Genomic DNA, 14,249 nt, shown 5'->3' with positions numbered 1-14,249 from the left:
AAAATTGCTCTAATTACAGGAGGTAGTTCAGGTATTGGTAGAGCTACCGCCCTAGGTTTTGCCAAAAAAGGAGCCAAAGTAGTGATCGCCAGTCGTAGGGAAAGAGAAAGTCAAGAAACAATAGCAATGGTTAAAGAAATGGGTAGTGAAGCTATCTTTGTCAAAACAGATATTACTCAAGCTACTGAAGTTGAAAACTTAGTTAATCAAACAATTAATACTTATAATCGTTTAGATTATGCCTTCAATAATGCAGGCACAGAAGGCATATTAGGACCTAGTATTGAACAAACTGAAGAAAATTGGAATCAGATTATTAATACCAATCTTAAAGGAGTTTGGTTATCAATGAAATATCAAATTCCACAAATGTTAAAAAATGGTGGGGGAGCAATAATAAATAATGCTTCTATATTTGGATTAGTTGGTGTTCCTAATGGTTCAATTTACTGTGCTAGTAAACATGGTGTAATAGGGTTAACAAAAGCTGTTGCTTTGGAACAAGCTGAAGCAGGTATTAGAATTAATAGTGTTTGTCCTGGTGTAATTCAAACGGATATGAATGACCGTATTTTTGGCAAGGATGATGATAGTGAAGGTAAAGTACAAATGGCAGCAGCACACCCTATTGGTCGTTTAGGTAAACCAGAAGAAGTAGCTAATGCTGTTGTTTGGTTATGCTCCGATGCGGCTAGTTTTATTACAGGTCATTCCCTCACAATAGATGGTGGTTATACTGTGAAATAGTTGTAGTTATATTTCCTGGTTAGGTCTATAATTTGCACAAATCTGATCTGAACCGCATTAATTTATGATTTCCAGTATAACAGGACTTATGCACTGACAACATATATAGGGTTTCGCTCAGTTACGCTACCGCGCTTCACACCCTACCAATAGGATTCATGGGTAAGTCCTGTATAAATTAATCTGAGCTTGTCAAACTATAGTCAATTTGTAGTTAAAGTCTCAAATAAAATGACACAACAACATATAACCTTAATTACTGGTGCAAGTCGGGGAATAGGTTTGTCTACAGCAGAATATCTGGCAAAAAAAGGACATCTAGTAATTGGCCTAGCACGCCACACTCCTGAAAAGACCTTTCCTGGTGAATTTTTTACAGTCGATCTGAGCGATCGCGATGCTACAACAGAAATTCTGGCTAATTTAACCAAGCAGTATGCTTTTGATGGAGTTGTAAATAATGTAGGAATATCACACCCAGAGCTACTAGAAGAAATAACACTGGATAATTTCGATAGAGTTATTGACTTAAATTTGCGTGTTGCTATCCAAACTGTGCAAGCAGTGGTGCCATCAATGAAGGCAAAAAAGTGGGGTCGTATTGTTAATCTTTCCAGTATCGCTGCTTTGGGAGCGCAAAACCGTGGCACTTATGCTGTCAGTAAGGCCGGAATGATTAGTTTCACTCGCACTTGGGCCTTGGAGTTGATCAAGAGTGGGATAACTGTTAATGCTGTTGCTCCCGGGCCCATTGACACAGAATTATTTAGACATTATTACCCATCAGGAAGTGAAGTGGAAAAGCGCTATTTAAGGGGGGTGCCAATAGGTCGCTTTGGTAAACCTTCGGAGGTAGCTGCAAGCATTGGCTTTTTCTTTTCTGAAGAAGCAGGTTATATTACTGGGCAGACTCTGTTTGTAGATGGTGGTTGTACTATTGATATACATCCTTATTACAAGGCAAGATAACGAAGTCAGAAGTCAGAAGTCAGAAGTTATTGAACAATCTAATTTAAAAGGTACAAAATCAAGATATAATTATTGATAATTTTTTGAAATTTTCATGTAATAAAAGCACTATAAATACTAGTATTAGTTTGAACATGATCATATTATTAAAAGAATAAAAGCAATGAATCTGATTAAAGAATTTGAAGGAAAAGTTACTCTAATCACAGGAGGTAGTTCGGGTATTGGTAGAGCTACTGCCCTAGCCTTTGCTAAGAAAGGATCAAAAGTAGTGATTGGTAGTCGTAGGGAAAAAGAAAGTCAAGAAACAGTGGGAATGATTCAAGAAATGGGTAGTGAAGCTATCTTTGTCAAAACAGATATTACTCAAGCTACTGAAGTTGAAAACTTAGTTAATCAAACAATTAATACTTATAATCGTTTAGATTATGCCTTCAATAATGCAGGTAGAGAAGGGATATTAGGACCTAGTATTGAACAAAGTGAAGAAAATTGGAATCAGGTTATTAATACCAATCTTAAAGGAGTTTGGTTATCAATGAAATATCAGATTCCACAAATGTTAAAAAATGGTGGGGGAGCAATAGTAAATAATGCTTCTGTAGCAGGATTAGTTGGTGTTCCTAATGGTTCAATTTACTGTGCTAGTAAACATGGTGTAATAGGGTTAACAAAAGCTGTTGCTTTGGAACAAGCGACAGCAGGTATTAGAATTAATAGTGTTTGTCCTGCTGTAATTCAAACTGACATGGTTGATCGTGCTTGGAATCTACTAGATGATAGAGAAGCTAGAGAACAAGCTGTAGCAGCACACCCTATTGGTCGTTTCGGTCAACCAGAAGAAGTAGCTAATGCTGTGGTTTGGTTATGTTCCGATGCAGCTAGTTTTATAACAGGTCATTCCCTCACAATAGATGGTGGTTATACTGTTAAATAGTTTAAATAGTTGCAGTTATATTTCCTGGTTAGGTCTAGCATTTGCACAAATCTGTAATAGCCTGATTAATTTATAATAGGACTTACGCAGATACGCTATATATAGCACTCCTAACTATTGTCCAATAGTTATTGGACTCTATAAATAGTGCCTTTGCGTAAGTCCTGATAATTTCCACTATAAATTAATCTGAGCTTGTCAAACTATAGTCAATTTGTAGTTAAAGTCTCAAATAAAATGACACAACAACATATAACCTTAATTACTGGTGCAAGTCGGGGAATAGGTTTGTCTACAGCAGAATATCTGGCAAAAAAAGGACATCTAGTAATTGGCCTAGCACGTCACACCCCTGAAAAGACCTTTCCTGGTGAATTTTTTACAGTCGATCTGAGCGATCGCCACGCTACAACAAAAACTCTTGCTAATTTAACCAAGCAATATTCTTTTGATGGAGTGGTAAATAATGTAGGAATAGTACATCCACAACCATTGGAGGAGGTAACACTGGATAACTTCGAGGCAGTTATTGACTTAAATTTGCGTGTTGCGATACAAACTGTGCAAGCAGTGGTGCCATCAATGAAGGCGAAAAAGTGGGGACGTATTGTTAATATTTCTAGTATCGCTGCTTTAGGAGCGCAAGACCGGACCAGTTATACTATAGCAAAAGCCGGAATGATTAGTTTGGCTCGCACTTGGGCTTTGGAGTTAGTTTCAAGTGGGATAACTGTTAATTTTGTTGCTCCTGGAGGAATAGAAACAGAAATGGCTAAACGCATTTGCCCACCTGGAAGTGAAGTTGAACAGCGGTGTATAAATGGGATACCAATGAGGCGTTTTGGTCAACCTTTGGAGGTAGCTGCAACTATTGGTTTTTTCTTTTCAGAAGAGGCAGGTTATATTACTGGGCAAACTCTTTTTGTCGATGGTGGTTGTAGTATGGATATACATCCTTTCCTTATTATAAGGCAAGATAATTATTATTTTACTCTCAAGAAAAATGACAGAACAACACATTACCCTAATCACAGGTGCAAGTAGGGGAATAGGTTTCTCTACAGCAGAATACCTGGCCAAACAAGGACACCTAGTAATTGGCCTAGCACGTCATGTTCCAGAAAAACCCTTTCCTGGTGAATTTTTTACAGTCGATCTGAGCGATCGCCATGGCACAACAGAAACTATGGCTAATTTAACGAAACAATATGCTTTTGATGGAGTGCTCAATAATGTAGCAGTAATAAACCCACAGCCACTAGAAGAGTTAACACTTGATAACTTCGAGGGAGTTATTGACTTAAATTTGCGTGTTGCGATCCAAACTGTGCAAGCAGTGGTGCCATCAATGAAGGCAAAAAAGTGGGGTCGTATTGTTAATGTTTCTAGTATCGCTAGTTTGGGAGTGCAAAACCGCACAAGTTATGCTATAGCCAAAGCAGGAATGCTTGGTATGACTCGCACCTGGGCTTTGGAGTTGGTCAAGAGTGGGATAACTGTTAATGCTGTTGCTCCTGGGCCCATTGAGACAGAAAAGACTCAACGTATTTGCCCACCTGGAAGTGAATTGAGAAAGCAGTGTATAAGTGGGGTGCCAATGGAACGCTTTGGTCAACCTTCAGAGGTAGCTGCAACTATTGGTTTTTTGTTTTCAGAAGAGGCAGGTTATATGACTGGGCAGACTCTTTTTGTAGATGGTGGCTGTAGCATTAATATAAATCCTTGTTACAAACCAAGGTGAATTATTAATTCAAACTTATAGGCGAAATATCAAGGGCAAGCCAATTTTTGTCCTGCAATATTGCAATATTCTATAGCAATCTGCGCTGGCATATTTACACATTATTTTTTGTAGACCTTTTCGCTGACTGCACTTTGATCTGGACATTGTAAATACCTGAGCACTCATTCCTATAGAAGATATCTTTCAATAATGGATAATGGATAATTGATAATTGATAATTACCTCTCCCTAAAAGGAAGAGGATTGAATAAAAGGAAAATTTTTTCTTATTTCCCCTTGAAAGGGGAGGCTTTAAACCTGAATGATTTAATTATTTAATTATTTAATTAGGGCTTGCTGATTAAATCTCAAAGCATTTAGAGATAAAGGTTTGAAGAATTTTAGGTGCTGAAAAAGTAGCAGCTTTTCGGTTGGTGGAGCGGAAAAAGTGAAGATTTTGGAATCATTATGACAGAAAAAGTCAGGGTGGATTATGAATGACCAGTTTTTCTAGAACTCCCCTAAATCCTAACTCTTCACTACTCTCTACTCCCTACCATCGCAAAAAGACTTTCCATAAGCAAACCCTAATTATTAATTCTTAGGTAAAAAAAATCTAAAAACAACATCAAATGACTAATATTTGCTTGGTTATGGCGGATTATAAAATATCGTATCATTAGTGTGGAATAATTCCACCATAACTTAGCCTAGATAAAGGCTTAATTTTATTTAGATATACTCTCTATATTATAGGTTTAATCCTAATAACTTTTACTACAATTAATTAATCGGGAGAACAGTATGCACATTCTCAAAATTGGTTTGGCGAAAAGTGGTAATTTTTGGTTACATACAATTTTACATAACATTATTGAGCATAGCGGTCTTAAGTATGAAAGCTTTATTGAAAATCAACCCATATATGAAATTGCTAAAACTTGGGGACTCAATCAAATAAAAGATAGAGTTAGTATTGATGTTTTAGATATTACAAAAAATGCTCTATTTTATAGAATAGGTAATATATTTAGATATCCAGTTGATGATATAGATGATTATATTAATGGCTCTACTTTGGTTTGGACTCATGCTCAGATGAGTAGTAATGCTTTAAATGTTATACAAAAATTTGACAAGCTGGTATATATTGTTCGTGACCCTAGAGATTTATTAATTTCTTGGTCTAATTTTGTATTTACTCCTTATATAAAAAGATATTACCCTTATGTTATTTCTGATGAAATAGATTCAGAAAGTTATTTAAACAACAACCTGAAAACAATCATCAATGATTGGATGAATCATGTAGGAGCATATTTAAAATATCAGAAAGATTTGAATATTCATTTTGTTTTTTATGAAAGATTGCTAGATGATTTTGACCGAGAGTTAGAAGAAATATTAGAATATTTGGAAATTGAATTAGACGCAAAAGCTAGAGGTGAGATTAAAGAAAAAGTATCATTTAATCAGATGAAGAAAGAGAGTCCAAATCATCTAAGAAAAGGTCAATTAGGACAGTGGGTAGATATTTTAACAGATGCACAAAAAGAGGAGGTTTTGCAAATGGCAACTCCTCTATTAAAGTTGTTAAATTATCCACTAAATAGTCAAGTAGACTCTCTACCAGCATTGCCTGAAAAATTACCCGAAAATATTAATTTACCAGATGGGAAAGTGGTGATACTTAAACCATCTAATCATTAAAATTAAATTATTCAAACTCACGGGTAAGGGTTGGTAATTTCAGTTATCAGTTATCAGTTATCAGTTATCAGTTATCAGTTATCAGTACCTCGCAGCTATTACCAGTACCAGAGGTTTGAAATACTAAATCGGATATTTTTTTTCCCCTTGAAAGGGGAGGCTTTAGACCTTCTTTTTCGGTAATTGATTGGGATATCTGTAGAGGTATAGCACTACGCAAATACGTTAGGACATTGCTAAATCCTGAAACAATCTCAGAGATTACTTCTGAGTTCTAAGTTCTGACTTGCGCGAGCACCACTCTGCCTAACTCAGTCAGACCAATGACGAGGGGATTACCCCAAAAAATTCCATTTATGGAATTAACCAACCCTCACAGGCGAAATTCCCAAGGCAATCAACTGGGTTGGAATATGTTGTAGCAAGGTTCCAGCACTAATAATTTTTACTACAATTAATTAATCAGGAGGACGCTATGCACATTCTTAAAATTGGGCTACATAAAAGCGGCAACTTTTGGCTACATACAATCTTACATAACATTATTGAGCATAGCGGTCTTGAGTATAAAAGCTTTATTCAAAATCAACCCATATATGAACTTGCTAAAACTTGGGATCTAAATCAGTTCCCTGGGCAGATTAAGAATAATTGTTTAGATATTACCAAAAATACTGCATTTTATAGAATAAGTAATATATTTAGATATCCAGTTGATGATATGGATGATTATATTAATAGCTCTACTTTGGTCTGGAGTCATTCCCAGATGAGTAGTAATGCTTTAAGTATTATGCAAAAATTTGACAAGGTGATATATATTATTCGCGACCCTAGAGATGTATCAATTTCTTGGTCTAATTTTGTATTTACTTATTATGTAAGAAGATATTACCCTTTTTTAACTGTTGATGAAACTGATTCAGAAACTTATTTAAACAATAATCTGACAACAATTATTTCTGATTGGATGAATCATGTAGGAGGATATTTAAAACATCAGAAAGATTTGAATATTCATTTTGTTTTTTATGAAAGATTGCTAGATAATTTTGACCGGGAGCTAGAAAAAATTTTAGAATATTTGGAAATTGATTTAGACGAAAAAGCTAAAGGTGAGATTCAAGAAAAAGTATCATTTAATTATATGAAGAAAGATAGTCAAAATCACCTCATAAAAGGAAAATTAGGACAGTGGGCAGAGATTCTGACTGATGCACAAAAAGAGAAAGTTTTGGAAATTACAACTCCTCTCTTAAAACTATTAAGTTATCCAGTTAATAATCAAATAGATTCCCTACCAGAATTACCAGAAAAATTACCGGAAAATATTAATTTACCAGATGGGAAAGTGGTGTTAATGAAACCATCAAACCATTAAAATTAAACGATTCAATCCACAGGTAAGGGTTGGTAATTTCAGTTATCAGTTATCAGTTATCAGTTATTAGTACCTCTGGCTGTTTGCGCAGCATGACCTAGGAAAACCAGAGGCTGGAAATACTGAATCGGATATTTTTTTCATCCCCTTAAAAGGGGAGGCTTGAGACCTGATTTTTTGGTCAGACCAATTATGAGGGGATTACCCCAAAAAATTCCATTCATGGAATTAACCAACCCTCACAGGCGAAATTCCCAAGGCAATCAACTGGGTTGGAATATGCTGTAGCAAAGGTTCCAGCACTAATAATTTTTACTACAATTAATTAATCAGGAGGACGCTATGCACATTCTTAAAATTGGATTACCTAAAAGTGGGACCTTTTGGTTACATACAATCTTAAATAATATTATTGATTATAGTGATGTTGAGTATAAAAGTTTTATTCAAAATCAACCTATATATGAACTTGCTAAAACATGGGATATTAATCAGATAAAAGGGCAGATTAGTATTAATTGTTTAGATATTACCAAAAATGCTGCATTTTATAGAATAAGTAATATATTTAGATATCCAGTTGATGATATGGATGATTATATTAATAGCTCTACTTTGGTTTGGACTCATGCTCAGATGAGTAGTAATGCTTTAAGTATTATGCAAAAATTTGACAAGGTGATATATATAGTTCGTGAGCCCAGAGATATATTAATTTCTTGGTCTAATTATGTATTTTCTTCTTATATGCAAAAATATTACCCTTTTTTCACTGTTGATGAAACTAACCCAGAAACTTATTTAAACAATCATCTGAACACAATTGTTTCTGACTGGATGAATCATGTGGGAGCATATTTAAAACATCAGAAAGATTTGAAGATTCATTTTGTGTTTTATGAAAGATTACTCCATGATTTTGGCCGAGAGCTAGAAAAAATATTAGAATATTTGGGAATAGAATTAGACGAAAAAGCCAGAGGTGAGATTAAAGAAAAAGTCTCATTTAATCACATGAAGAAAGAGAGTCCAAATCATCTAAGAAAAGGTAAGTTAGGACAGTGGGTAGATATTTTAACAGATTCGCAAAAAGAAGAGGTTTTGGGAATAGCAAATCCTCTATTAAAGTTGTTAAATTATCCACTGAATAATCAAACAGATTCTCTGCCAGAGTTACCTGATAAATTACCAGAAAATATTAATTTACCAGATGGGAAAGTGATGTTACTTAAACCACCTAATTCTTAAAATCAGGACTTTACGCAGGGGAACCCCCCAAACCCGGTTTATCGTAGATGTCTATTGCTCAAAACAACGATTTATCTTAGAAACCGGTTTTTTTTGCGTAAGTCCTAAAAATTTATCTATTCAAACCCACAGGTAAAATTCTAAAGGCAATCAACCGTGGCGGAATATCCCGCAGCACAGGTTCAGGGCTAATAATTTTTACTACAATTAATTAATCAGGAGAAAACTATGCACATCCTCAAAGCTGGGGTAATTAAAAGTGGCAACTTTTGGCTCCATACAATCTTACATAATATTATTGATTATAGTGATTTTGAGTATAAAAGCTTCATTGAAAATCAACCTATATATGAACTTGCTAAAACTTGGGATATAAATCAGTTAAAAGGGCAGATTAGTATTAATTGTTTAGATATTACCAAAAATGCTGCATTTTATAGAATAAGTAATATATTTAGATATCCAGTTGATGATATGGATGATTATATTAATAGCTCTACTTTGGTCTGGAGTCATTCCCAGATGAGTAGCAATGCTTTAACTATTATGCAAAAATTTGACAAGGTGATATATATTATTCGTGACCCTAGAGATGTATCAATTTCTTGGTCTAATTTTGTATTTACTCCTTATGTCAGAAGATATTTTCCTTTTTTTACTGTTGATGAAACCGATCCAGAAACTTATTTAAACAACAACCTGAAAACAATTGTTTCTGACTGGATGAATCATGTAGGAGGATATTTAAAACATCAGAAATATTTGCATATTCATTTTGTTTTTTATGAAAGATTGCTAGATAATTTTGACCGGGAGCTAGAAAAAATATTAGAATATTTGGAAATTGATTTAGACGAAAAAGCTAAAGGTGAGATTCAAGAAAAAGTATCATTTAATTATATGAAGAAAGATAGTCAAAATCACCTCATAAAAGGAAAATTAGGACAGTGGGTAGAGATTCTGACTGATGCACAAAAAGAGAAAGTTTTGGAAATTACAACTCCTCTATTAAAGCTGTTAAATTATCCGTTGAATAATCAAATAGATTCCCTGCCAGAATTACCAGAAAAAATCCCATAAAATTTTAATTTACCTGATGGGAAAGTGGTATTACTCAAACCGTCTAATCATTAAATTTAACTATTCAAACGTACAGAAAAAATTGGAAACACAATCAAGCAACCGTACCGGAATATCCCGCAGCACAGGTTCAAGACTAATGAACCTATCCCACTATTCTAAAAATACTTATTTCTTTGAGTAAAATTTGCCTGAAAAATTTTATTTCTTGTTTTTATTTATGACAATAGTTAAGCTTTTTAGCAAAAACATTATTAGTGGGATAGCTTAATTATTTTTACTACAATTAATTAATCAGGAGAAGACTATGCACATCCTAAAAGCTGGGCTAATTAAAAGTGGCAACTTTTGGCTACATACAATCTTACATAATATTATTGATTATAGTGATTTTCAATATGAAAGTTTTATCCAAAATCAACCCATATATGAAGCTGCTAAAAAATTAAATCTGAATCTGTTCAAAGGGCAAATCAATATTAATTTTTTAGATATTACAAAAAATGCTGTATTTTATAGACTAGGTAATGTATTTAGATACCCAGTTGATGATATAGATGGTTATATTAATAGCTGTAGTGTAGTTTGGACTCATGCTCCGATGAGTAGTAATGTTGTAAATATTATACAAAAATTTGACAAGGTGGTATATATTGTTCGTGACCCCAGAGATGTATTAATTTCTTGGTCTAATTTTGTATTTTCTCCTTATATGCAAAGATATTACCCTTATATCATTTCTGATGAAACCGATCCAGAAACTTATTTAAACAACAACCTGAAAACAATTGTTTCTGACTGGATGAATCATGTAGGAGCATATTTAAAATATCAGAAATATTTGAATATTCACTTTGTTTTTTATGAAAGATTGGTACATAATTTCGACAGAGAGCTAGACAAAATTTTAGAATATTTGGAAATTGATTTAGATGAAAAAGCTAGAGCTGAAATCAAAGAAAAAGTATCATTGAATAGCATGAAAAAAGATAGTCCTAATCATATCAGAAAAGGTCAATTGGCACAGTGGGTAGATATTCTCACTGATGCACAAAAAGAGGAAGTATTGGAAATGGCAACTCCTCTCTTAAAACTATTAAATTATCCACTGAATAGTCAAATAGATACTCTCCCAGAATTACCAGAAAAATTCCCAGAAAATCTTAATTTGCCTGATGGGAAAGTTGTATTACTTAAACCATCAAATCATTAAAGTTTAACTATTCAGTAGATATTAAAAGAATGAAAATTAAAATCCAAAATCTTGGTGTATTAAAGCAAGCTGAATTTACTGTTGCCGATATGACAATTATTTGTGGAGGTAACAATACTGGCAAGACTTATGCTACTTATGCTTTATTTGGATTTTTGTCTACTTGGAAAATGAAGGGAAGAAAAAAGACATCGAAAGAGAAGGAGATTATTCAGCAACTTAAAGGGGCGAAGTGTTTTGTTGATTATTGTCAAGCAATTGGTAAGTTATTTTGGGAGAAACAAAGTTTTCTTGATGATTATGAATACCGTTTTGTTAGTTTTAAGGATATCAAAATTTCTAAGAAACCAACACAATCTAAATCTAAAGATGATATTCACGATACTCCAGAAAATATGTTAAAAATCAATTCCCCAGATTACGTTCAGTTCAATCAGTTGATAGGACATCAAAAATAATTAGCACAAAAAAAAGGAGGTTTTGGAAATAGCAACTCCTCTATTAAAACTGTTAAATTATCTGTACAAACCTGTAGGGACGTTCCATGGAACGTCTGTGGTCTACCCAAATGAAAACCGCTATAAAATTTAACTATTCAAACGTACAGGTGCAATGCCAAATGCAATCAACCGTGCTAGAATATCCCGCAGTATTGGCAACTGCAAAAAAGCAGGAATAGTAAACTGCTGATTTTGATTCAGCGCACGAGCAATCATTCGTTTTTGAGCTAACCCCTGAAACCATTGAATAACTCTGGTGGGAAATTCTCGTTGGCGCTGGACTTCTGCCAAATCCCACAAATGCCAACTCCCGCGTTTCAGGGGTTCACTGAGAATATTTGTTGCTACAACTGCATCTTGAATGGCATAGTTAATACCTACCCCACCTACCGGAGACATAACATGAGCAGCATCACCAATGAGTAGTAAACCTGGACGATACCATTGAGGAAGACGACTAGACTCTACAGACAAAAAAGCAATCTGAGACCAATCCTGCAATAGATGGGAACGATCGCTAAATTCTGGCACTAACTCAACCAAAGACTTGCGCAAAAAATCTATACCAGCAGTACGCAGTTGTGCGAAAGCACCCTTAGAAATCATATAACCTACTTGCCAAAAATCTGAGCGATCGAGCAAAACTACCATTTTGCCATTACCCACACGACCTGATAAACCATTAGGTTCCTCTGACTTGCGTGGCAAACGAAACCACATTACATCCATTGGTGGGGAAGTTTTAATTGGTTCAAAACCTGCTAACTGACGCATTCGGGAGAAACGACCATCTGCTCCCACTGTTAATAATGCTCGAACTTCGTGCCAACCTCCATGACCCCGATAACGTATCCCACTCACTACTCGATCCTCTTCAATAATTTCCTGTACGTTTGCACCCATGATTAAATTAAAATTGGGATACTGTTGCGCCTTAGTAGCAATAAAATCTAAAAATTTTGCTTGTGGGAGGATAGTAATATACGGATATGCAGTTTTTAAGCGACTGAAGTCAGTCAGAGTAATGTCACCAGTGGGAGAATTTAACTTGAGTGTGCGAACTTTGGAATGGGGTAACTCTAACAAACGGTCAGCTAAACCTATTTGTGCCATTATTTCCATTACGGAAGGATGAATAGTATCTCCTCGAAAGTCGCGATCGAAGTCTTGATGTAATTCCAGCAGAGTAACTGGGATACCTTGACGCGCTAATAGTAATCCTAATACAACTCCTGCTGGTCCGCCACCAACTATGCAACAAGTTGTTTGCTGTACATCAATAATTTCATGGGTATGATTAGTCATTTTCTTTAAGTTTTTCTTTCAATTGATTTAACTGTTCTGGTGTTAGTTTAATTTGTACTTCTAATAATTGCGTTGCATCCTGAAATAAGATAATATTTTTTTCGACTAAAACTGCGGGATTATTAATTTCAATTCTTTGATATTTTATCTCTGGCAATGCAACTCTAATTACCAATTGTTGTTGAGATTTAGGAAAAATATATAATTCCTGACGAGTATGATGTAGTTCTAATTTTTGCACAGTTGTATTGCTTTCTGTAGGAGAATTAGGTTTCTGCCAATAAAGAGTAATCCCGCGAATTTCTGGTTGAGAAATGAGAAATATTTCATCAAATCTTTGAGGTTCCCAATCAAGTTCTGAAATATCTCCACTATCAGGAATAAGTCGCTGTCGCCAGGTAATTTCGGTGTCAGCTATGGCTGCCCACCATTGACGGATAGTGTCTAGATTATTTGGATTTTCTGGATTATTGCTACCTAATTGCCAAATAGTTTTAAGCTGCATATATAGATGGTTTTAGTTAAGTGAGTATGAATTAATTTTATCATAGTTTTATAGTATAAAATTGAATCAAATTGAAATAATACGACAAAAAAATGACTAATCTTTTTTACCGTTTAATATTAACAAAAACAGGAGGGTGAGCAATCACTTTTTGGGTGGTTCTCATATTTGCAAAAATACTTTTTTACTATATATTCCCTGTTCCCTGTTCCCTGTTCCCTGTTCCCTAAAAGCAATATTTTTTTGGCTTTATTCAAAATTGAGATGCACCCCACTTTTTTCTCTTCCATTCAATCAATCATTTTAAATCAAAGGAAGAGAAATAATCAATTCTGTGCGTTTATCTAATTCTCACTTAAAAGTTATTGTTCCGCCATGTTTTTCTACGATAATTTGCCACGCGATCGCCAGTCCTAACCTTGTTCCTTTGCCCACCCCTTTTGTTGTAAATCCCTGCTTGAATATTTTTGAGTGCACTTTTTCACTAATTCCTTGACGATTATCCGCAATTTATACCACCGTCATATTTTTCTCAGTACTTAACTTAATTTCGTACTAAGAACCTATCCCACTATTTTTAACAAACTTATTTCTTTAAGTAAAATGTGTTTAAAAGACTGAATTTTTGGTTTTTAACTCTCAAAACATTTAGGGTTTTTAGCAAAAATCTTATTAGTGGGATAGGTTGAATAGTAATGCGATTATTGTTGACTTCAATGTCAGCGTAAATTTTGCCTTCACTTGCTTCGTCTAATGCGTCAACTGAAATGGTGTTTTAGATGGGGAGATGGGGAGATGGGGAGATGGGGAGATGGGGAATGGGGAGATGGGGAGAGGGGGAGAGGGGGAGATGGGGAGGTGGGGAGATGGGGAGGTGGGGAGGTGGGGAGAGGGGGAGATAAAGACACCTACAAACAAAAATCGATTCCAC

At 34.8% G+C, this 14,249-nt stretch carries 14 protein-coding genes; 11 read left to right on the top strand and 3 right to left on the bottom strand.

What is annotated here, in order from left to right:
* Positions 1-3 precede the first annotated feature (3 nt).
* The 11 genes from F6K18_RS27755 (at position 4) to F6K18_RS27705 (ending at position 11,466) form a co-directional block, all read left to right on the top strand.
* Positions 4-747 carry an SDR family oxidoreductase gene (locus F6K18_RS27755; RefSeq protein WP_287525641.1) on the top strand — a complete coding sequence of 248 codons (744 nt, stop codon included), beginning with the start codon at positions 4-6 and terminating at the stop codon, positions 745-747.
* A gap of 231 nt (positions 748-978) precedes the next feature.
* Entirely contained in the window at positions 979-1,716 is a 738-nt protein-coding gene (locus F6K18_RS27750; RefSeq protein ID WP_287525608.1) for an SDR family oxidoreductase, read from the top strand.
* A 163-nt stretch (positions 1,717-1,879) separates the two neighbouring features.
* A complete protein-coding gene (locus F6K18_RS27745; RefSeq protein WP_287525606.1) occupies positions 1,880-2,653 on the top strand; it encodes an SDR family oxidoreductase in 774 nt (257 codons plus the stop codon).
* A 237-nt stretch (positions 2,654-2,890) separates the two neighbouring features.
* Positions 2,891-3,697 carry an SDR family oxidoreductase gene (locus F6K18_RS27740; protein WP_287525604.1) on the top strand — a complete coding sequence of 269 codons (807 nt, stop codon included), beginning with the start codon at positions 2,891-2,893 and terminating at the stop codon, positions 3,695-3,697.
* On the top strand, positions 3,657-4,394 hold the full coding sequence (locus F6K18_RS27735) for an SDR family oxidoreductase (protein ID WP_287525602.1): 738 nt from the start codon (positions 3,657-3,659) through the stop codon (positions 4,392-4,394). The genes F6K18_RS27740 and F6K18_RS27735 overlap by 41 nt, the downstream gene beginning before the upstream one ends.
* A 786-nt stretch (positions 4,395-5,180) precedes the next feature.
* Positions 5,181-6,086: a sulfotransferase domain-containing protein gene (locus tag F6K18_RS27730; protein WP_287525600.1), complete on the top strand. Its 906-nt coding sequence runs from the start codon at positions 5,181-5,183 to the stop codon at positions 6,084-6,086.
* A 475-nt stretch (positions 6,087-6,561) separates the two neighbouring features.
* Entirely contained in the window at positions 6,562-7,467 is a 906-nt protein-coding gene (locus F6K18_RS27725) for a sulfotransferase domain-containing protein (RefSeq protein WP_287525598.1), read from the top strand.
* Positions 7,468-7,809: 342 nt separating this feature from the next.
* Entirely contained in the window at positions 7,810-8,715 is a 906-nt protein-coding gene (locus tag F6K18_RS27720) for a sulfotransferase domain-containing protein (RefSeq protein WP_287525596.1), read from the top strand.
* Positions 8,716-8,943: 228 nt separating this feature from the next.
* Complete coding sequence (locus tag F6K18_RS27715; RefSeq protein WP_287525594.1) at positions 8,944-9,795, top strand: sulfotransferase domain-containing protein; 852 nt, start codon at positions 8,944-8,946, stop codon at positions 9,793-9,795.
* Between the two features lie 307 nt (positions 9,796-10,102).
* Positions 10,103-11,008 (top strand): sulfotransferase domain-containing protein, encoded by a 906-nt coding sequence (locus F6K18_RS27710; protein ID WP_287525592.1) that lies wholly within the window; start codon positions 10,103-10,105, stop codon positions 11,006-11,008.
* A gap of 29 nt (positions 11,009-11,037) precedes the next feature.
* Entirely contained in the window at positions 11,038-11,466 is a 429-nt protein-coding gene (locus F6K18_RS27705; protein ID WP_287525590.1) for an AAA family ATPase, read from the top strand.
* 129 nt (positions 11,467-11,595) lie between these two features.
* Here the strand turns inward: F6K18_RS27705 and F6K18_RS27700 are convergent, their stop codons facing one another.
* The 3 genes from F6K18_RS27700 to F6K18_RS27690 form a co-directional block, all read right to left on the bottom strand.
* Positions 11,596-12,813: an FAD-dependent oxidoreductase gene (locus F6K18_RS27700; RefSeq protein WP_287525588.1), complete on the bottom strand. Its 1,218-nt coding sequence runs from the start codon at positions 12,811-12,813 to the stop codon at positions 11,596-11,598.
* Positions 12,806-13,318, bottom strand: coding sequence for a hypothetical protein (locus F6K18_RS27695; RefSeq protein WP_287525586.1), 513 nt, complete (start codon positions 13,316-13,318; stop codon positions 12,806-12,808). Before F6K18_RS27695 ends, F6K18_RS27700 begins: the two co-directional genes overlap by 8 nt.
* 351 nt (positions 13,319-13,669) lie before the next feature.
* Positions 13,670-13,828 (bottom strand): ATP-binding protein, encoded by a 159-nt coding sequence (locus F6K18_RS27690; RefSeq protein ID WP_287525640.1) that lies wholly within the window; start codon positions 13,826-13,828, stop codon positions 13,670-13,672.
* Positions 13,829-14,249 lie beyond the last annotated feature (421 nt).

The sequence above is a fragment of the Okeania sp. SIO2C2 genome, from assembly GCF_010692625.1.
In the GTDB taxonomy this organism is placed as follows: domain Bacteria; phylum Cyanobacteriota; class Cyanobacteriia; order Cyanobacteriales; family Microcoleaceae; genus Okeania; species Okeania hirsuta.
Note: the sequence above shows the minus strand (reverse complement) of the source record. Positions and strands in the feature narration are given on the sequence as shown.